We start from the raw sequence: 20,816 nt of genomic DNA on the forward strand, positions 1-20,816 counted from the left end.
ATACCGGCCTGTTTTATTTTTTATCTTTCATTTTTTCTATTCTTACTCACCCTTTTTGTATGAAAATTTTGAAAAAAATTGGAACCCCTCGCCATTCTCTACGTTTGTTTAGTGAAACCGAACGTATAAAGGAGATGGTTATGCTTAGAACAACACTTCTGACAACGACGTGTGCGCTGTTTATCGGAGGGGCAGCCTTCGCCCAGACAGCAGACCCAGCACCGATGGGAGCAGCCCCTGCGGCCTCGGAGCTTCCGGTTTCTTCTCAGAACATGTTCGGTAGTCCGCCTGCTGCGGAATCTGAAAAGATTGGCTTTGTCGAAGCCAAGGATGGACAGCTTCTTGTTTCGAGCTTTATCGGACAGACAGTTTATGAAAGTGACGCAGCCGATGCGGCGTCTGTTGGCAATCTCAACGATCTGATTGTAAGCCCTGAGGGCGAAATTCAGGCTGCTGTGATTGGTGTTGGCGGTTTTCTCGGCGTGGGTGAAAAGGACGTTGCGGTCAGCCCGGATCAGTTGCAGCTGGCAACCCGAAGCGATGGTAAAAAATGGCTGGTCATCAAGGCAAGCAAGGAACAGTTGACGGAGGCGCCGACCTTTGATCGTGGCGTGCTCTTCAAGGACGGTGTTGCAGATCCAAATGCAGCCGCTGAAATGAACGCACCAGCAACAACGCCTGCACCGGCAGCGCCAGATGCGACGGCACCTGCCACGCCCGCAACCCCTGCTCCGGCGCAGTAATTTGTTTCGGTATATCGAGAAAAATCCCGGCCTTTTGGCCGGGATTTTTTTGAAATAAAGTCGAAAGGTTGATTTCAGCACCGCGTACACGTAGGACTTTTCTAAATCACCAAATCATTCAGGCCCAATCAATTTGGCCAAAGCATCCGGGAAACTCTATTGTCGGAATTTTTTATTGCTCACCCATGGGCGCAGACAGTTGCATTGCTGTTGGGCCTTTTTCTTGCGGCTTTTGTCGCCAATTTCCTTGTTAAAGCTGTTTTGCTCAAGGTTCTTGATCGTATTGTACAGAAAACGCCTTTCGGGCAGGATGAGGAAATAAAGCAGCATGGCGTCGTCGGCCATTTGGCCAATATTGTTCCGGCGCTCATTATTTCGACTGGGATTGTCGCAATTCCCGGAATGCCACACATCGCATTGACGGTGATCAATAATGTGGCAATTGCCTTTATCATTCTGACTCTGGCCTTCACTTTAAGCGCTGTCTTGAGCGTCGTGGAAACGCTCTATAGCCGCCGTGAAGAGTCGAAAGATCGGCCGATCAAAGGCTATGTTCAGGTCAGCAAGCTTGCAATTTATATCGTCGCGGTGGTGCTGATTATCGCGACACTTCTGGATCGCTCACCGGTAATCCTGTTGTCTGGTGTGGGTGCGATGGCGGCCGTGCTTATTCTGGTGTTTCAGGATACACTGCTTTCACTCGTCGCCAGTATGCAAATAGCCTCTTCCAACATGGTGCGGGTTGGCGACTGGATTGAAATGAAGAATCTTGATGCCAATGGCGATGTTGTTGAGATTGCGCTTTATACGGTCAAAGTGCAGAATTTCGACAAGACGATTACGACTATCCCTATTCGCAAACTCATCACCGAACCGATGAAAAACTATCGCGGGATGCAGCAATCCGGTGGCAGACGCATCAAGCGCGCCTTGTTTATCGATCAGGCAACCATCCGTTTTCTCAGTGAAGATGAGCTTCAAAGCCTTGCCTCGATTGATCAGCTCACAGGCTATCTTTCGAAAAAAGAAAAGGAAATCGCCGAATGGAATGCGAAGCTTGGCGATAAGGCGAAGAACCCGGTTAATACGCGCCGCTTTACCAATATTGGGACGTTCCGCGCCTATGTCGAGACCTATCTGCGAAACCATCCCGCTGTTCACAAGGGCATGACCCTGCTCGTGCGCCAGATGGACCCCACGCCAGATGGATTGCCGCTCGAAATCTATTGCTTCACTAACACCACTGTCTGGGCATCGTATGAGCAAATCCAGTCTGATATTTTCGACCACCTTTATGCGGTGATGCCGGAATTTGGCCTTTATCCATTCCAGAATCCCAGTGGTGGAGACTTCCGCAAGCTCAAGCTTGCGGACCTTACAGCGCCTGTTGCAAAGCCCTGATGATTGCCACCTATATCATTTCTCAGGCTCTAACCGGATTTCGCAAGCCAGTTATGAATACCGTTTGCAGAAGCCTTCGCCATTGCAAAACACGCGGTTAGAAGATAACCGCCGGTGGGGGCTTCCCAGTCGATCATTTCGCCAGTGACAAACGTGCCCGGCAGTTTTTCAAGCATAGAGTGTTCATTGATCTCGCTCCATTTTATGCCGCCAGCAGAGGATATCGCTTCCTCAATTGGTCGCGGGCGAAGGAGTGGAATTTTGAGTGACTTGATGGTCTGGGCGAGTGTGATTGGGTCTTTATCTCGCAAAAACTCAAGCACGAGTGCTGCTTTGACACCCGTTAGGCCTGCGCCTTTTCGCAAGAGATTGCTGATACTTAGCTTCTTATCCTGTCGCGAAAGATCAAGTGTCAGGCGTTCAAGCGTGCGCCCCGGCACAAGATCAAGCTCCAGACTGGCGTGGCCATCGCGTTCAAGATCATCGCGCAAAACCGCTGAATGCGCATAGACGAGGCTTCCTTCGACACCGCCGCGTGTGATCACAAATTCGCCTTGTGAAACACCTGCTGCGCTTTTGATCGTTACCGACTTGACCGGCTCTCCGGCAAATCGTTCTGCAAAGAAATCGCTCCAGTGGACATCGAAGCCGCAATTGGCGGATCGAAAAGGTGCAATGTCGACGCCTTGCGCTGCGAATAATTCTGTCCATGCGCCAGTCGAGCCAAGCTTGGGCCAGCTTGCGCCGCCAAACGCAAACAGTGCTGCATCACAGGATATGGTTTGAGTGCCAGTCGATGTCTCAATTACCGGCTTGCCGGTGCGGAACCCGACCCATTTATGGCGGGTCAGTATGGTCACATCCTGCGCTTCCAGACGACGCAACCATGCGCGTAAAAGCGGGGAAGCCTTCATCGCTTTTGGGAACACGCGGCCCGATGAGCCGACAAAGGTTTCAGCGCCGAGCGCATCCGCCCATGCGCGTAAATTCTGCGGCGTGAATTGCTGCAAAGCTGGCTGAAGCCGTTCACTGCTTGCACCATAGCGCTGTGTAAAACGGGCAAAATCTTCTGAATGGGTAATGTTAAGACCCGATTTTCCCGCCAGCAGAAATTTGCGCCCGACCGTCGGCATCTGCTCGTAAACAGTGACCGAATGTCCAAGCGCCGACAAGTTTTCGGCGGCAAACAGCCCTGCCGGTCCACCGCCGAAAATTGCGATCATACGCTTACGCATTGCTTTGCGAACCGCGTTTGGGCATCAATCTTCTTTCTCCAGCATTTCTTTAACAGCAGTTGCTAACTGTTTGAGAGAGAAAGGTTTTGGCAGGAAGCCGAACTTGGCGTCAGCTGGCAAATTACGCGCGAATGCGTCTTCCGCATAACCCGATACGAAGATGAATTTGATGTCGGGATGGGTCTTACGCAATTCGCGCAGCAGCGTCGGTCCATCCATTTCAGGCATGACAACGTCAGAGACAACAATATCCACCTGCCCGTTGAGTTCTTCCAGAACCTCCAGCGCTTCGACGCCTGAGGCTGCTTCATGAACGGTGTAGCCGCGCGATTGCAGCGCACGCACGCCGCCCATGCGCACGGCGTCTTCGTCCTCGACAAGCAGAACAGTTGCCGAGCCGGAAAGGTCAGCGGCCTTTTCGACCTTCTTTTCCTTGATTGTGACAGGTGCATTGTCTGCACTTTTTTCTTCAATATGGCGTGGCAGGAAAATTTTGAAGGTCGTACCCTTGCCGACTTCGGAATCGCAATAGATGAAGCCGCCGGTTTGCTTGATAATGCCATAGACCATGGAGAGACCGAGGCCGGTGCCTTTGCCCACTTCCTTGGTGGTGAAGAATGGCTCGAAGATTTTTTCGAGCACATCGGCCGGAATTCCCGTACCGGTATCTTCCACTTCAAAGACAACATAGTCGGCTTCGGGCAGATCACGATAGTGAAGCTTGGCTGCCTCATGTGCTTTGACGTTGCGCGTGCGTAGCGTGATCTCACCGCCCTCCGGCATCGCGTCACGGGCATTCACAGCGAGATTGACGGCGACCTGTTCAAACTGGCCAAGATCGGCCTTAACAGGCCAGACATCGCGTCCATGTTCGATCTTGAGGCTGATATCCTTACCCACCAGACGCGCCAACAGCATACGCAGATCGGCCAGAACATCGGTAAGATCAAGAACCTCTGGACGAAGCGTCTGACGGCGCGAGAATGCAAGCAACTGACGCACGAGCGAGGCGGCCCGATTGGCGTTCTGCTTGATGTTCATAATGTCAGGGAAGGACGGGTCGGAAGCGCGATAATTGCTCAGCAGCAGGTCCGATGACATGATGATCGCGGTCAGGACGTTGTTGAAGTCGTGCGCGATACCACCGGCAAGCTGGCCGACAGCCTGCATCTTCTGGCTTTGCGCCATCTGATTTTCGAGCGCCTTCTGCTCGGTGGTTTCTACCGCCGACACGATCGCTGCTTCTTCGCTTGTTTCGCCAAGATCAGTGACCGCGCTCAGATAAAAGCGAATGTGACGGTCTTCATTGCCCGGAAGAACGGTGTCGACTGGCGAAATACTGGCTTGGCCTGCAAAGGCCGCTGCCAGCGCCTTGTTGAACGTATCGCGATCACGTTCATGGACGACATTTTCGAGCTTGATGCGGTTATCCACCGCATCGCGATCCACGACCGGCGCGAAAATATCAAGGAAGCGCGCATTGGTACGCAGCGTATGGCCTTGCGCATCCACGGCTGCAATGGCCATTGGGGCGGAATTGAAGAAGCGCGTGAAGCGGACTTCTGCCGAGCGCAGTGCTGCGGAGGAATCATCACCCTCTGCACGATCCAACACGATCGTGCGGCTGGTGCCGCGTGTGCCATCGCGTGCAGCCTGAACGCGATGATAAAAGCGCACAGCGAGGCTCTGACCATTGCGCTTGATCAGATCGAGATCGATCACAGTGTTACGGCTGGTGCCGGGTTCTGCTTTGACGGCTTTGATAAGCGCCATACCGCTGCCTGCGACAATATCATTGAGCGTGAGAGAACCGGGGGTGAATTGCGTGAGGTCTACGCCAAGCCATTCGGCAAGGGTTGCATTGAGATAGATGATACGGCCCGAAGGATCAGCCGAAAAAAATCCGGCAGGCGCATGATCAAGGTGGTTGATTGCTTCCTGCAACTCCTGAAAGAATCGCTCCTGTTCGGCGCGCTCGTCCGAAATATCCGCAATCTGCCAGGCGACAAGCGTTCCCTTGAAATCCTGTCCGCCGTCAACGGGACGTGCCTTGATACGATACCAGACAGGAGCATCCGCTCCTTGAGCGTCCCGTGAAAGGCCACCGGAAATACGCACTTCCTCCTGCCCCGAAAGCCCGTCACGCACGGCATTTGTCAGCCGGTAAATAGCATCTGAAGCAGCAGGTTCGGTGGTCAGAATATTATCGAGCGAGCGAACACCATCAGCGGATGCAACGCCGGTCATTCTGGCATAGGCATTGTTTGCATAGACAATCTGCCCGCGTGCATCTGAAATGACGGTGCCTTCCGGCTGTGTATCCATGAAAACATGCGCCAGATCCTGCCCACCATGCCGCTGGCTGAACTGGATCAGCCCCGTGGCCGCACCAAAAAGATAGAAAACGCCAATCATGGACAATATGCCCATTAAAACGATTGCGAAACCATCGCCAAGCTGATCGCGAAACAGGAAATAGACAAGGGCTGCCATGGTCAGCACGACGCCGATGATCAGCAGCCTCAAGGCTGAACTGGAGCCACGCTTCGGCATGACGAGCGGTTTCGGATAATTATTGTCCGTATGTCGCGACATCAGGCCCACTGCCCTTTCATGCTGTTTGGCTGAACTGCATGGACGACGTATCGTCCATTCGCTGTTTCTTCCAGCTCAAGCGCTATCTTATTCATCAAGCAAAACCAATCACGTTCCCTGCATCGTTTTCCAGCTTTATATCTTGTGCCAGATTTTGACGCATATTGCAGGGTATATACGATTCGCAGAATGCGTTAATTGCCTGACAGCACAAGCATGGCTCGTATAAAACAGCACGAAGAGCAGCGTTTTGCACTGTTTTGGCTGGGGATCATATGTTTCTCATGAATTCATAGAACATTCCCATGCAAGGCAAATTGAATTAGTGTTCTACAGGACATGTGTTGTCGCGGTGATTTGAAGCGCGGGGAATTTGTGGTTTCCGTCAACCGGACATTATTGGTTTTAGTATGAGAGGGTTACCCGCATGAAGGAATGGCTCAGCGGTCTTGTTGGCGAAAGCACGGCAAATATTGTCGGCTTCATCCTTATTTTTGCGATCATTCTAGGCGGAATTTTCGTTGTTCTGAGTATTATCCGTCGCTTTAGCGGCGGAGGATTTGCCTCTAATGCACGAACCGGGCGCCAGCCAAGATTGTCGGTGATGGATGCTGCAGCGGTGGATAGCCGTCGTAAGCTGGTTCTGATCCGTCGTGACGATGTTGAGCATCTTCTGCTTATCGGTGGCCCCACCGACGTTGTTGTTGAGCAAAATATCGTCATGGAATCACGTGCCAATTCGCGCTCGCAAGCAACCCGTATTGAAGCGGAACATATCGAACGTTTCCGACAGCATGAGGCAAGTCTCACTTCAGAGGCGGGAGAGCGTCCGGGTATTTCGCAGCAGGTGCCGCAGCCTGTGGAGAAAAACGAAGCCATTCAGCTTAATTCTCCGATTGAAACACCGTTACCGCGCAAGCCAGAAATCGTGTGCGAGACGGTTGTGCAGCAGGCAACATTTGAAGCGCAGCAGTTTAGGGCGCCGCCTGTGCCACCTGTTATGCCGGTTGCGCCTCAGGCACCCAAGGTAGGCGAAGCACCAGCGGTTCAGGCGCGCCCTCAGCCGCCGCGACCTGCCCCGAATTACCCGCCACAGCCGCGCACGGTTCTGCCCGAAGCGCGCCCGGCAGAACAGCTACAGTCTCCGCGTCTGCATCCTGCCTATCCGCTTAGCCAGGTATCGCGTGGGGTTCTCAGCTCGACATCTGGTCTTGGTGCCGGTGCGGCAGCAGCTGCAACTGTCGCGGCTTCTTCCGACCTTGGCGGCGTAACGCCGGAGCGTGAGCCAACGGGCGTAAAATCGCCTGTTCCTGAAATCAGCAATATCCAGCAGAGCCCGGCTGCCAATACGCCATCTGCGACCAAAACAGAGCCGGCTATGGTTTCGGCACATTCCGAGCCGGATCTTACTGACGATGATCTGGGCGATATTGGCGGCGCGTTGCATGATGCCATCATGGCTGACCTTGAAACGGAAACTCAGGCACGTTCTGCTGATGATGAACCGTCAATGCTCGAAGTTGATTTTTTTGAAGAAGAGCTGCTCGGTTCGCTTGATATTTCTCCGAACGAGAACGAGGCAAATGCACGCCGGGATGATGCGATTGAGGATGAAATGGAAAAGCTTCTCGGTGAGCTTACCAGAAACGAAACACGCAATTTCTGATCAGACTGCCTTTGGCAATATCAGGGTATCATTCCGATGGGCTGATACCCTTTTTTGTGCATCATAAAAACACAAAGAAAAAAGGCTGCGAACCCGCAGCCTTTGAATTTTTATAGCCGACTGGATGAAGATCAATCGTCGCGATAGACCTTTTCGCGGCGCTCGTGGCGCTCTTGCGCTTCAATAGAAAGCGTTGCGATTGGTCGTGCATCAAGTCGTTTCAAACTGATCGGATCGCCGGTTTCTTCACAAAAACCATAAGTCCCCTCTTCAATACGGCCAATGGCTGCATCAATTTTGGAAATCAGTTTGCGCTGCCTGTCACGAGCGCGAAGCTCAATTGCCCGATCCGTTTCGGAGGATGCCCTATCCGCCAGGTCCGGGTGGTTTGCATTTTCCTGCTGTAGCGCATCGAGAGTTTCGCGCGCTTCGCGAAGAATATCATTCCTCCATGCAACAAGCTTTGCACGAAAGTAAGACTTCTGCCGTTCATTCATGAACGGTTCGTCTTCAGTGGGCCTATAGTCAAGGTCGATTAATTCACTCATTCTGAATCACCCCACATCTAGGAGACGCGAGCGGTTATATAAGTCCATCGCAACGACGACACAACATTAAACACGCGCGCTTCACGACTTTTTAATCCATCAAAATTGTATGATTTTGATGAAAAAATACGCAATTTATATTAAGTGTATAGTTTGTTAGTTTTTGTTTTTATAAATGCCTTCAAAATATTGTCTAGGCTGGTACTCACGAAACATAATTACGAATGAAGAACAACCAATCATCCAGTTTATGCCCAATAAAAGAGCAAAACTACCTGTGAATATTTCCCGAAGCTTTAAAAAAATCATCAAAAACGAGAGCGATTGCGAGAAAGATTGCAGAAATTGTGGCATTAATTCCCTTTAGCGCCTTTCAAATTGCAGCCGGGAGCCCCTCATGAGTCGTCTTTTTCTTCTCCGCCATGCGAAGGCTATATGGGCTAAGCCATCAATGAGTGATTTTGACAGGCCGCTGGATAATGAGGGGAATTCCTCTCTGGATAGACTGGCTGAAGCCATGCTGTCATCCGGGGTTCTTCCTGAAAAAATTCTGCTTTCGGCTTCATGCCGCACACGTGAAACCGCGTTCGGTCTTATCAAGCGGCTTGGCATTAACGTCGAAACAGTCATTGACGAAACTATGTATAGCGGGGGGCCAAACGACTATATGCAGGCCATTCGCGCCAATGCCGGTTCAGGGCAGTTGATGCTGGTAGGACACAATCCAAGCATTGAAGATTTGGCACTTGCGCTCTGCGGCGATGGTGAAGCTGCGAGCATGTCCCGACTTGGTGCCGGATTTCCAACGTCTGCCCTTGCCATCATGCGGTTTGATGGGCCGCTGTCAGAAATTGCGCGGGGCAAAGGTTTTCTCGAAAGCTTTCCGCTGCCCGGTGCATAAGCGGAGTTGAAGCATTTAACGGCGGCCTTGTTGATATGCCGCACGGGTTCCTATGTATGAGTGTGACAGAACGGTTTTCTTGCGAGGCAACAATTGGCAAAACTGACCAGTTTCAGCGATGAGGCACGGATCGCACTTGATACATTGACGGATCGCGCAACCGGGCTGATGTCTCCTTCGCTGAGACTTGGCGTTACCGGTCTTTCACGCGCGGGCAAAACGGTCTTCATAACGGCCCTTGTGCACAATATGGTGCATGGCGGTCGCCTGCCGATGTTTGAAGCTTATAAATCCGGGCGGATCTCCCGTTCCATGCTGGAACCGCAGCCCGATGATGCGGTGCCGCGCTTTCAATATGAAGAGCATCTTTCGGCGCTGATTGATGAAGGCATCTGGCCGGATTCGACGCGCGCCATATCGCAGCTTCGGCTGACCATTGAATATGAGAGCGCATCGGCATGGGGCCGCTGGCTTTCACCGGGACGGCTGTCCGTCGATATTGTTGATTATCCCGGTGAATGGCTGCTTGATCTGCCTTTGCTGGGTAAAAACTATCGTGAGTTCAGCGCAGATTCTTTTGCACTCGCCAATGAGCCAACTCATAAAGATCTGGCGCAGGACTGGCTGAGAGAGGCTCAGATGGTCATCGCATCAGACAGTGCAGACGAACTGACCGCACAGAGGCTGGCAAAGAGTTTCACGGCTTATTTAAGGGCCGGTAAGGCCGATGAACGCGCCTTGTCTACATTGCCGCCGGGGCGTTTTCTTATGCCGGGCGACCTTGAGGGGTCGCCTGCGCTTACTTTCGCTCCCTTGCCCGATTTAAAAGCAGATGATTTCAAGACGGGCAGTCTGGGTGCTATGATGGAGCGCCGTTACGAGGCTTACAAAACACATGTGGTCAAACCCTTTTTTCGCGAACATATCGCGCGGCTTGATCGACAGATTATCCTCATCGACGCCATGCAGGCCATGAATGCCGGTGGTGCTGTGGTAGCCGACCTCGAACGCGCGCTCACTGATATTCTTTCGTGCTTTCGTCCGGGACGCGCCAGCCTGCTGACAGGGCTTATTCAACGTCGTATCGGGCGTATTCTGGTCGCAGCAACAAAAGCCGATCATCTGCATCATGAAAGTCATGACCGGTTGCAGGCGATTGTTCGCAGGCTTGTGGAGCGCGCCATTGAGCGTGCCGATTTTTCCGGTGCCGATATCGAAGTGCTGGCTATGGCCGCCGTCCGTGCCACCCGCGAAGCCACTGTAAAAGAAGGCAAGGATACGCTGCCTGTGATCATTGGAACGCCGCTTAAAGGCGAGCGTATTGATGGTGAAACATTCGATGGAAAAACAGAAACTGCTATATTTCCCGGTGATTTGCCAAAAAATCCTAATGTAATATTCGAGCCGTTGCATTCGAGCGCAGAGTCAGCCATCCGCTTTGTCCGCTTCCGCCCTCCGCGTCTTGAACGCACTGCGGAAGGCATCACGCTTTCCTTGCCGCATATCCGGCTTGATCGCGCACTCCAGTTTCTTATCGGAGATCGTTTGGCATGAGTGAGCAGCCTCCGCGCAAACCGACATCGTTTACCGTCAAAAAACCCGTTGAGACGGTTTCGGCTCTGGACATGGAACAAGATGCGCCGCGCCGCCCACGCGCCGTCACGGATCTGGAAAAGGTTGTCCCTGAGGTGGATATCTTTGCGCTCAGTGAGGATGAAGCGGCAGAACTTGAAATTCTTGATCCGTCCTTTGAAGCGCCGCCGCCGCGTCGTTGGTCGTTGAGCAGGATATTGTTTGGTGCCTTGGGTATTCTGGTTTCGTTTGCCATCGGTATTTGGATCGAGGATCTCATTCAGGCGCTGTTTGCGCGATCCGACTGGCTTGGCTGGACGGCTCTGGCTGTTGCCGTGGTTGCACTTGTGGCCTTCCTCGCCATTATCGTGCGGGAGTTGCTGGCTTTGCGCAGGCTCGCATCGGTTCAGCATCTGCGCAAGGACGCAGCCGATGCTGCCGAACGTGATGATATGGCCGCAGCGCGCAAAGCTGTGGATGAATTGCGTGCAATTGCAGCCGGTTTGCCTGAAACCGCGCGCGGACGGCAGATGCTGGATGGGCTGAGCGACGAAATAATTGATGGCCGCAATCTCATCCAGCTTGCCGAAACAGAAATTCTGCGCCCCCTTGATCGCGAAGCGCGTGCCTTGATCCTCAATGCGTCTAAGCGCGTTTCTATCGTGACAGCCATTAGCCCGCGGGCGCTGGTTGATATTGGTTATGTGATTTTTGAATCGGCACGTCTCATCCGCAGACTGTCACAGCTTTATGGTGGACGTCCCGGAACACTGGGCTTTTTGAAGCTTGCGCGGCGCGTTGTGGCGCATCTGGCTGTGACCGGAACAATCGCTATGGGGGATAGTGTCATTCAGCAGCTTATCGGCCATGGGGTGGCGTCACGGCTTTCGGCAAAGCTCGGTGAAGGCGTGGTCAATGGCTTGATGACCGCCCGCATCGGGATTGCGGCCATGGACGTTGTGCGCCCCTTTCCATTCAATGCTGAGAAAAGACCCGGTATTGGCGACTTTATCGGCGATATTGCGCGCATAAATAGTGATAAGGATCCAAAGCCAAAAAATCGTGGCTAGGCACAACATATAATGATGCAAATCCGTTGACTTTGCGAACGGCAACAACGAAGCATTAACCATTCGCGACGATTATAAGGTCAGAATATTGGGGGCTCGAATCTGCGATTCCCGCCCCTTCGAAACACGCTGCGTATTTGTGTTGGCGTGTATTGAAATAATCTATTGGAATGCACCCTTAATGGTAGAAATTCCGGGACAGAGCTGAATATGAAAAATTACATCGTTGCATGCCTCACGCTACTGCCCGCATCGTTCTTTGCTGCGCCTGCATCGGCTGCAGACAAGGATGAACAGTTTTTCCAGACAATCGAAGGCCAATGGTCGGGTCCGGGTGAGATCGTTGCCGGAAAATACAAAGGCACGAAGTTCGTCTGTACGCTGGCAGGCACCACGCCCGATGATACGGTTGGCATGACGCTGGATGGTTCCTGCCGGGTTGGTGTTTTCTCGCAGCCGATGAAGGCAACGGTTACACGCACTGGCTCCAGCTATTCCGGTAAGTTCAATGACGGAGCAGAAGGCAAAGGTCTCAATGTGACCTCCGGTTCGGTCAGCGGCAACAAGGTTGTGCTTGGTCTTAACCGCAAGGAACTTAATGGTGCCATGCTCGCACGCGTTGCCGATAAAAACACCATGAATGTCACGGTGTCTGTTCGCGTCGAAAAGGAACTGGTTCCGGTGATCGGCATGAGCCTCAAGCGCGTTGACAACATGGCTGTCGGCAGCATCGCCAAGAATTAAGACTGGTATTGCTCAAGCCACCAGCCCGCATCCGTGCGGGCTTTTTCTATTTCAGCGCTCTTACAGGCCGCTTCCCATTGGCAAACGCTTTTACCGGCGATTTCCAGTTCCGGCGCAATATCATTAAGCGGCACGAGCACAAAAGCGCGCTCCTGAATGCGCGGATGCGGCAGTTCAAGGTCGGTCTCATTCATGATGATCGCCTCGCCCGCTTTGTTTTGCATTGCGAGAATATCAATGTCGATGATGCGCGGCCCCCAGCGCTCCAGTCGCACACGCTTGAGTGAACGTTCGACATCAAGACATATTTGGATAAGCTTGAGGGGCTCAAGCGCGGTCACTATTTCCGCGCAGGCATTGTGAAACCACGCCTGATCAGTTTTGCCCCATGGCGGTGTGCGATAGACATTCGACACGGCGACGACCTTTGTGTCTTTACGGCCATCAAGCAATTTCAATGCTTTGGCCATAGACGCAACAGGGTCGTCAATATTGCCGCCAAGGCCCAGCCAGGCGCGATAAGGCATGTCTTCGTCGATCAACGCGGATATACCACCGTGACTTCGACATGATCGAGTATGCCCGGAACCGGTGCATTGGGCTTGCGAATGGTAATTTCCGCACGTTTAATCTGCGGAAAACGCTCTTTGAGTGTCTTTCCGACATCAAGCGCAAGTGTTTCGATCAAATAACGCTGACGCCCGGTGATAATATCCTTAATGACGGCAAAGGCGATCCCATAGTGAACCGTGCCTTCAATATCGTCATTTTCCAGGGAATCACCGGGATCGACATCAAGGATCGCATCGACATAAAATCGCTGGCCGAGCTTATGTTCCTCGTCAAAGACGCCGTGGTGCGCGAAGAATGCGCAATTCATGATACGGATTGTGTACACGGCCTGATTTCCTATTTTGAACTTGCTTTGCTTTGCAAGATAGCATCAGCGACTGCAAGAGCATCCCTATTAAAAGCGACATTATGGACGCGGAAAATACTGGCTCCGGCGAGACGCGTCGCCACGGATGTTGCCGCGGTTCCCACATCACGCTTCAAAGGGTCGGCCTGCTCGGTGATTGCACCAATAAAGCGTTTGCGCGATGTGCCGACAAGCAGAGGATAGCCAAAACGCTGCAAGGCTTCCATGTGTGCCATCAGTGCAATGTCGTCGTCCTTATCCTTGCCAAAGCCAAAACCAGGATCGAGCACAATGCGCGAGGTTTCAATACCTGCCCTGCCCGCGATTTCCAATGATCTGCCAAGAAATTCAAATTGGTCGGCTATCACATCGGGATTGGTGTCCCTGTCGCGGCTGCTATGCATGATGACCAGCCCGGCGTTGGTTTCCCGTGCCACTTCGGCTAATTGAGGCTCTTTTTGCAACCCCCATACGTCATTGACGATGTGCGCGCCTGCTTCGATCGCACGTTGGGCGGTTGAGGCGCGATAGGTATCAATAGAAATGATGCAGCCGAAGCGCTCGGTCAGCGCACGAATAACCGGAACAACGCGTGCCGCTTCGGTCTCAGCATCCACCGCTTCAGCGCCCGGACGGGTCGACTCGCCACCCACGTCAATAATGGTCGCGCCATCATCGAGCATCTTTTCAGCAACCGCCAAAGCCTTGTCGACATCGTTATATTGGCCGCCATCTGAGAATGAATCCGGCGTGACATTTAAAATGCCCATGATGACAGATTTTGTCCCCAATTGGAGGTTACGACCATTGGCAAGTTGCCATTCTTTCATCATTTACGAATATTCCAATTGTCTTTTTTGTCGGAAACAATGCAGCCAGAAAACAAGTACAATGTTTTATGGTGGTTGTTATAGTTCTCTTGACGATTGCATGCCATGTTGCTCATCGTTGAATTTGCAAATTTCTTTCTGGTTATATGAAGAGGTGCCGGAACATGTCTTTTAAAAAACGGGTTCTGGCGATTACAGTGGCGCTGGCTGTCGTTGCACCACAGGCGCAAGCCGCCTCCATTTTCCGAACGTTCAGTTATTATAATGTCAACGGAAAGACTGCGGAAGATCTCGACAAGGCATTGTCGCGCAGCGGCCCGTTTCTGAAAAAGACCGGACAGCATCATCCCGGCGCAGCCGAGATTCGCTTTGACGCCAAAGTGCGTTATGGTCGCGCGACCGGTGATCGCGCCTGCAAGGTTCAGGACGTTTATGTCAATGTTCATGCGAAGGTCATGCTGCCGCGCTGGAAACAGCGCCGGAAAGCATCGCCCGAACTCGCACTGATCTGGGATACCCTTTATCAGGATATTCGCCGCCACGAAGAAAGCCATATCGTGATCGCCCGCAGTCATGCGAGCGAGATGGAACGTGAGATACGTGCGCTTCGCAGCCGTAAAGATTGTTCGACATTGCGCGCTGACATCGACAAAGTGACCGAGCAGTTGATGACAGCCCATGATAAGGCGCAAGAGCAATTTGATCGCGTTGAAACGATCAATTTCGAGCGCCGTTTTGAGCGGCTCCTGACTTACAAACTTGAAAAAATGAGCCAGTAAGCCAAAACGGCTCTATCTGTTTGTTTTAACACGCATCTTGTTCTGAAAACCGCTTCACCCTTTTCGGGATGCGCTTTAGTTCTGGCGTTCAGGCACGGTGACGACGAGGCCGTCTATCTCGTCGCGCACGCGGATCTGGCAGGAAAGCCGCGAGTTCGGCTGGGGTTCGTAAGCGAAATCCAGCATATCCTCTTCCATCGCATCCGGGCCGCCAACCGTGTCAGTCCAGTCTTCATCAATATAAACATGGCAGGTTGCACAGGCGCAGGCACCACCACATTCCGCATCAATACCCGGAACACCGTTGCGGATTGCAGCTTCCATCACGCTTGATCCATTGTCAGCGTCAACTTCTATGCGGGATGCGCCATCAGCGGATACGAAGATTATCTTTGTCATTTTAAGGTCCTGAACACGCCATGAGGGCGCGATTGAAAGCTGTTTAACAACCCCTGTGAGCTGCAACAAGCTCCTTTGATATGTTGCAGAGGCAAATACGGTCTTATGTCAGGAGTTTCAACCACGGGAACCAGCTTGGCAGAGAACTGCGCCAATATGCCGTTCTAGCTGGTCGGCAGGATTGATGATCACAAGACAAAGCGTAGGAGCATGAATCAAACTGTGGGTGGCGGAAAACTACCAGTTCACCTTCCGCGCGTAATTTTGTTAACCTTTTACACAGGATGCGTTATAGTCATTTCGCACATTGTTTTGATTTCCACAGAATGATCACCCATCTAAAAACGCCGGAACTCCGGGATTTTTTACAGGCTCACTCATTTTTGTTAACCTTGTATTTAAAGTTTTAGACATCTGGCCCGGGTGCCTATTTCCTTAACAAGCCTGAGTCAGTACGATAAAAAATGGCGGAGTAAGTTTTGTAACGGCTCTGAGTTGTTCCGGCCGTCGCAGTAATTGAGTACGAGGTAGGCAAGGCTATGGCTTCAAAATCCAAGGCGCAAAAGCTCGACCATGAGGTTGAACAGGCACTTGAACAGGCACTCGACATTGATTTCGGTGACGATTTCGACATCGACATGGATATGAGTGCGTTTGACGAAGATTTCTCAGTCGATGACCTCGAAGAGCAGATTTCGCGCGCGACCGAAGAACTGGTCGCAGAGCAGAACACGAAAGTGGTTCAAGCCGCGCAGGTCTCTTCCGTTGATATTACGACAGAGGGAACAGCGAAGGCAGAGACGATCGCAACCGTTTCTGTGATTGCAAGCCCGGCTGCCCCCCCAATGCCGCCGGTTGTTCCGATCGCTTCGGTCGCCAACACAACAGCTTCTTCCGCCTTACCAGAAGCAGCCAACGTTGCGCCAAAGCCTGCCAATAAATCCAAGCCTATCGCTCAGGACGCCGCAGCGAAGCCTGCAACCTCTTCGGCCTCTCCTGCGCCATCTGTTGTCGCCGCCACGCCTGCCGCAGCCCTGACGCCAGCCAACGACGATTCACGCAATGGCCGTGCCATCGCGACAGCGCCGCGCCGCGCAACCGAACGCTCATCCAGGCTTTACTGGACCACAACAGCCATGAGTGTCCTTTGGGCCGCTGGCGGTGTTGCAATCAGCAAAGCAATCAGCCCGGACGTTTTCTCAAGCCTCCAGGCAACGACGAATTTCTTTACATCCCCATCCGGCATTGGTGTCGCCGCAGGCGTGGCGCTGCCTATCGCTATGTTCTGGGGCTTTGCCCATATTGTTCGTCGTGCACAGGAAATGCATGTTGCAGCACGCAGCATGTCGGAAGCAGCGCTGAAACTGTTGCAGCCTGAAGCAGCAGCGGGTGATCGCGTTTCCACGCTGAGCCAGGCCGTTCGCCGCGAAGTTGCTGCGATGAACGAAGGTATCGAACGTACGCTGGCGCGTGCTGTCGAACTTGAGACCCTTGTTCAATCAGAGGTCAATCAGCTTGAACGTGCGTACAGCGACAACGAAGTCCGTATTCGTTCGCTTGTCAGCGATCTTGGCAATGAACGCGAAGCCGTGGTCAGCCATGCTGAACGCGTTCGCTCTTCCATTACGGGTGCGCATGAGCAGCTGAAGGAAGAATTGTCGAGCGCAGCCAATATCATACGTGATAATGTTGCCTCCGCATCTGAACAGCTCAGTGCGCTGTTGGGCGATTCCGGCGAGCGTCTGATCGGCAGCATCAATGAAAGTGGCGGTGCCATTGCTGATGCTATTGAAAAGCGTACCGGCGACATTGCGAGCCGCATCACCAGTTCTGGCGAATCTTTCTCGAAAGAGCTTGATACCCGCATCACAACGCTTGACCAGCAGTCGCGCGAGATTTCGGAACGTGTAAGCTCGGCATTGGACGAACGCACGGCGGGCATTGCGACACTGCTCGGTGGTGCAACCCAGTCAATGGTCAGCGAGTTCGATACACGTCTCGCGCAGCTTGATACGACACTCAATGAACGTGGTCGCTCGCTTCTGACCGAGTTTGAAACGCGTGCGCATGCGCTTGACAGCAGCACGGAAAAGCTCAACGCGGCCCTTGAAACCCGTTCACGCCAGATCAATGAAAATCTCATTGCCCGTACCCGTGAAATTGCCGAAACCTTCTCAGGTGGGCGCAATGCAATGATTGGTATGATCGATGAAACCAAGACGAAGATCAGCGATGAACTGAATTCGATCAGCGAGAGCGTTGGCAATGTTCTCAACGAAAAGGCTTCAGCCTTTGCAGGCAAGCTTGCGGAAAGCCGCGACGTACTGGCTTCTTCGCTTGAAGGCGAAACTGAGCGTGTTTCCGCTGTCATTCGTGGTCATGCCGATACGTTGGCTGCTCGCACGAGCGACATTGAAAACGCCATCAACAGCAGCGCATCTGCGCTCAATTCAGCCGCAGAGCACCATGCTGCGATCCTTGCTGACAGAACAAATGTTCTTCAGGAAGAAATGGCAAACAATGCTTCGCGTCTTGATGCAGCATTTTCTGATCATGCCCGTTCGCTTGATGAGCGTGCAGCCTCGCTCAACAGTGTGATCGCCGGCAATCAGGCCATGCTTGCTCAGTTGTTGGATGAACGCACAAGCGTGTTGCGCGATAACTTCAATGAAAATCGCGAAGTTCTGGCACGCACATTCGATGAGCGCGTCACCGCTTTGCAGGCGCTTATTGCAGACAATCAGCAGCAGCTGGCGCGTGTCTTTGATGAGCGTTCGCAAGCCATCAGCGAAACCATCGGCGCAAGCCGTGATGCTTTCGAGGCGACATTTACCGATCATGTTCAGCGTGTAGAAGAACGTACAAGCGGTCTTCGCTCGGTTCTCAACGATCACAACAGCACCCTTGCCCATATTCTTGATGGACATGAACAGACCATTGAAGGTCGTGCTGCTGCCATCCGCGAAACGCTCACTGAAACCACTGCATCTCTGAGCCAGACGCTTCAGGACCATGGCGAAATTCTCTCGCAACGCACGACCAATTTGCATCATGCGATTGAAAACAGCAGCCATGCGATCGGCCGTGCATTCGAAGGTCAGACTGGCATTATCGAAGAGCGCACGCAGACCATGGAAAAGGCGCTCACGATGGGCGTTGACAATGTTCGCCGTGCACTTGAACACAGTGCAGGCGTCGTTGCTGGTTCGCTGCGCGAGAAGATCACGGAAGCTGCCAGCATTCTGTCCGCAGAAGCGGCGAAGGCTGGTGAATCGCTCGACGGTTTTGGTCAGAATTTCAGCGCTGATCTGACGACCAATCTTGCTGCGACTGAGGAACGCCTCGGTGAGCGAGCCAATGCAATTGCATCGCGTCTGGCCCAGATTGAAAGCAGCATTGCTGATACGGCGAGCAAGACAAGCGAAACACTTGCCGGTCATAGCGAAGCATTTGCAGCAAGTGTTGCCGATAATCTTGCAGGCACAGAAGCCCGTCTAAGTGAGCGTGCAAGCGCTATTGCCGGTGGACTTGAAGCCATTGAAAGCCGCCTCACTGGCGAACTTTCGGCGATTGAAGCGCGTATTGCTGACACGGCGACCCGGACCAGTGAAACATTGGCCGGTCACAGCGAAGCATTCTCATCAAGCGTTACCGAAAACCTGTCCGGCACAGAAGCGCGCCTCACCGAACGTGCTGATGCCATTGCCACACGCCTTGGTGATATTGGCTCGCGGATCACAATGGAACTGGGTTCCGTTGAAGCACGTATCGCTCAGGTAACAGACACAACGGCTGTTACGCTTGAAGAACGCACACGTGAACTCAATGCAGTTCTGGCAGCGCGCTCGCAGGAAATCACACAGATTCTCAGCGACACTGCCGAGCCTCTTGTGCAGCGTCTGGCGGATAGCGGTCGCGGATTGGCAGAACAGCTTGAACAAGCGACCCATGCAGCCACTGATCGTCTGCGTGCTGAGAACGCAGCGCTCGTCAATGCACTGGCCAGCCGTACGGCAGAAACCATTGCAGCCGTGCAGCAGGCAAAGACGGGACTGTCAGACAATGTAAGCGAGCTGATTGATCGCCTCGCCGCTTCAAATAGCGAACTTGGCAAGCTGATCGAATCTGCTGCGCGCAACCTGACAAGCATTGACGGCCGCCTTGTTGAAACGACAAGCAGCTTCATTGAAAATGCAAACCGCGCAGCACAGATGTTCCAGGCCTCAACGGGTCTCATCGACAACAATATTGGCACGCTGCGCGCGCTTTCCGATGGTACACTGTCGCAGATTGCTGATATTGCCGAGCGCTTTGAAGAGCATGGCAAGGTTCTCTCAACTGCTTCGGATATGATCAGCTCGGCACAGAATGGTCTTGCCGGTACGCTTGAAGATCGCCATCTCGCGCTTGACAAGCTTGCTTCGGGCCTTGTTGAGAAGTCGGAAGGCATTGAGAATCTGATGCAGTCGTTTGAAACGATCGTGGCATCGGCTTTCCAGCGCGCAGAGGGCCAGACCCGTTCTTCGGCTGAGAAGATGCGTGAAAGCATTGCTGAGATCGTCGAACAGGCATCGCAGAAGTTCTCCGCTGCGACCGACGATATCCGCCGCACGGCAACAGAAATTCGCACAGAGCTCGACACAACCCGTGGTGAACTCAAGCGCGGCGTTCTGGATATGCCTGCGGAAGCCAAGGAAACGACGAGCGCAATGCGCAAAGCCGTTGGCGAGCAGATCAATGCTCTTAAGGAACTTGCTGAAATCGTCAACAAGTCGGGACGTTTGGTTGATGTTGGTGAAAGCCGCGCAGATCGCCCTGTTTCGCGTCCGGTTCAGACCCAGAGGCCAGCTCCGGTTCAGGCTCCTGTCATGGCAGCGCAGCCACAGGCTGACGTCGCTGTTCGCACCCGTCCGGTAGAAGCTCCTAAACCCGCACAGCCAGCTGTATCCTCTGATAAGCCACGCGGTTGGGTTTCTGACCTTCTTGCCCGCGCATCGCGCGAGGATGAGGTGGCCGCTCCATCGCAGGCACAGCCTACGCAGGCTCATCGCTCGCCAAGCCATGTGGTTGAATCGCTCAACTCGCTTTCGGTCGATATTGCCCGCGCAATCGATCATGAAGCATCCGTTGAGCTATGGGACCGCTATCGCCGCGGTGAACGGAATGTCTTTACCCGTCGTCTCTATACGCTCAAGGGACAGCAGACCTTTGACGACATCAAGCGTAAATATCAGACGGATGGTGAGTTCCGTCGCGCTGTAGATCGTTACATGGACGACTTCCAGCGTCTGCTTGAAGACGTTGCGCGCAATGACCGCGATAACATGGTGACGCAGACTTACCTGACGTCAGATACCGGTAAAGTTTACACGATGCTGGCCCATGCAAGCGGTCGCCTGCGGTAAGAAAAGCCA

General features: G+C 53.0%; 15 protein-coding genes and 2 pseudogenes. 10 read left to right on the plus strand and 7 right to left on the minus strand.

What is annotated here, in order from left to right:
* Window positions 1-140: 140 nt before the first annotated feature.
* The gene (locus OPR82_RS10310; RefSeq protein WP_265984695.1) at window positions 141-743 is read left to right on the plus strand and encodes a PRC-barrel domain-containing protein; all 603 of its coding nucleotides are present in this window, start codon (window positions 141-143) and stop codon (window positions 741-743) included.
* 159 nt (window positions 744-902) lie between these two features.
* Complete coding sequence (locus OPR82_RS10315) at window positions 903-2,144, plus strand: mechanosensitive ion channel family protein (protein ID WP_265984696.1); 1,242 nt, start codon at window positions 903-905, stop codon at window positions 2,142-2,144.
* A gap of 29 nt (window positions 2,145-2,173) precedes the next feature.
* Here OPR82_RS10315 and OPR82_RS10320 read toward each other — a convergent pair whose 3' ends face one another.
* Both OPR82_RS10320 and cckA read right to left on the minus strand, forming a co-directional pair.
* Window positions 2,174-3,379: a TIGR03862 family flavoprotein gene (locus OPR82_RS10320; RefSeq protein WP_265984697.1), complete on the minus strand. Its 1,206-nt coding sequence runs from the start codon at window positions 3,377-3,379 to the stop codon at window positions 2,174-2,176.
* A gap of 24 nt (window positions 3,380-3,403) precedes the next feature.
* Complete coding sequence (gene cckA, locus OPR82_RS10325; RefSeq protein ID WP_265984698.1) at window positions 3,404-5,974, minus strand: cell cycle histidine kinase CckA; 2,571 nt, start codon at window positions 5,972-5,974, stop codon at window positions 3,404-3,406.
* Window positions 5,975-6,401: 427 nt separating this feature from the next.
* Here cckA and OPR82_RS10330 point away from each other — a divergent pair, with 427 nt between their 5' ends.
* The gene (locus OPR82_RS10330; protein ID WP_265984699.1) at window positions 6,402-7,640 is read left to right on the plus strand and encodes a flagellar biosynthetic protein FliO; all 1,239 of its coding nucleotides are present in this window, start codon (window positions 6,402-6,404) and stop codon (window positions 7,638-7,640) included.
* 131 nt (window positions 7,641-7,771) lie between these two features.
* Here the strand turns inward: OPR82_RS10330 and dksA are convergent, their stop codons facing one another.
* On the minus strand, window positions 7,772-8,188 hold the full coding sequence (gene dksA, locus OPR82_RS10335; RefSeq protein WP_094507171.1) for an RNA polymerase-binding protein DksA: 417 nt from the start codon (window positions 8,186-8,188) through the stop codon (window positions 7,772-7,774).
* A gap of 397 nt (window positions 8,189-8,585) precedes the next feature.
* On the opposite strand from dksA, the gene OPR82_RS10340 reads away from it, so the two are divergent.
* The 4 genes from OPR82_RS10340 (at window position 8,586) to OPR82_RS10355 (ending at window position 12,475) form a co-directional block, all read left to right on the plus strand.
* A complete protein-coding gene (locus tag OPR82_RS10340) occupies window positions 8,586-9,089 on the plus strand; it encodes a SixA phosphatase family protein (protein ID WP_265984700.1) in 504 nt (167 codons plus the stop codon).
* Window positions 9,090-9,182: 93 nt separating this feature from the next.
* On the plus strand, window positions 9,183-10,643 hold the full coding sequence (locus tag OPR82_RS10345; RefSeq protein WP_265984701.1) for a YcjX family GTP-binding protein: 1,461 nt from the start codon (window positions 9,183-9,185) through the stop codon (window positions 10,641-10,643).
* Window positions 10,640-11,731, plus strand: a complete 1,092-nt coding sequence (locus OPR82_RS10350) for a YcjF family protein (protein ID WP_265984702.1) — start codon at window positions 10,640-10,642, stop codon at window positions 11,729-11,731. Before OPR82_RS10345 ends, OPR82_RS10350 begins: the two co-directional genes overlap by 4 nt.
* 210 nt (window positions 11,732-11,941) lie before the next feature.
* A complete protein-coding gene (locus tag OPR82_RS10355; RefSeq protein ID WP_265984703.1) occupies window positions 11,942-12,475 on the plus strand; it encodes a hypothetical protein in 534 nt (177 codons plus the stop codon).
* Here the strand turns inward: OPR82_RS10355 and folK are convergent.
* From folK to folP, 3 genes are read right to left on the minus strand one after another with little or no spacing between them, the layout of a single operon-like run.
* Complete coding sequence (gene folK, locus OPR82_RS10360) at window positions 12,472-13,002, minus strand: 2-amino-4-hydroxy-6-hydroxymethyldihydropteridine diphosphokinase (protein WP_265984748.1); 531 nt, start codon at window positions 13,000-13,002, stop codon at window positions 12,472-12,474. The genes OPR82_RS10355 and folK overlap by 4 nt on opposite strands.
* 11 nt (window positions 13,003-13,013) lie before the next feature.
* Window positions 13,014-13,373, minus strand: coding sequence for a dihydroneopterin aldolase (gene folB / locus OPR82_RS10365; RefSeq protein WP_265984704.1), 360 nt, complete (start codon window positions 13,371-13,373; stop codon window positions 13,014-13,016).
* An 11-nt stretch (window positions 13,374-13,384) separates the two neighbouring features.
* The gene (folP, locus tag OPR82_RS10370; protein ID WP_265984705.1) at window positions 13,385-14,227 is read right to left on the minus strand and encodes a dihydropteroate synthase; all 843 of its coding nucleotides are present in this window, start codon (window positions 14,225-14,227) and stop codon (window positions 13,385-13,387) included.
* A 161-nt stretch (window positions 14,228-14,388) separates the two neighbouring features.
* Between folP and OPR82_RS10375 the strand changes: the two genes are divergently transcribed.
* Window positions 14,389-15,003, plus strand: coding sequence for a DUF922 domain-containing Zn-dependent protease (locus OPR82_RS10375; protein WP_265984706.1), 615 nt, complete (start codon window positions 14,389-14,391; stop codon window positions 15,001-15,003).
* 75 nt (window positions 15,004-15,078) lie between these two features.
* On the opposite strand, the gene OPR82_RS10380 is transcribed toward OPR82_RS10375, so the two are convergent.
* Window positions 15,079-15,402, minus strand: a complete 324-nt coding sequence (locus OPR82_RS10380; protein WP_265984707.1) for a 2Fe-2S iron-sulfur cluster-binding protein — start codon at window positions 15,400-15,402, stop codon at window positions 15,079-15,081.
* 539 nt (window positions 15,403-15,941) lie between these two features.
* On the opposite strand from OPR82_RS10380, the pseudogene OPR82_RS22780 reads away from it, so the two are divergent.
* Together OPR82_RS22780 and OPR82_RS10385 are read left to right on the plus strand one after the other, a co-directional pair.
* Window positions 15,942-16,140 (plus strand): annotated as a pseudogene (locus OPR82_RS22780) (hypothetical protein); the annotation flags it as partial.
* 296 nt (window positions 16,141-16,436) lie between these two features.
* Window positions 16,437-20,807: pseudogene (locus tag OPR82_RS10385) on the plus strand (apolipoprotein A-IV repeat region-like domain-containing protein); the annotation flags it as partial.
* Window positions 20,808-20,816: the final 9 nt, after the last annotated feature.

The organism is Ochrobactrum chromiisoli (assembly GCF_026241335.1).
In the GTDB taxonomy this organism is placed as follows: Bacteria; Pseudomonadota; Alphaproteobacteria; order Rhizobiales; family Rhizobiaceae; genus Brucella; species Brucella chromiisoli.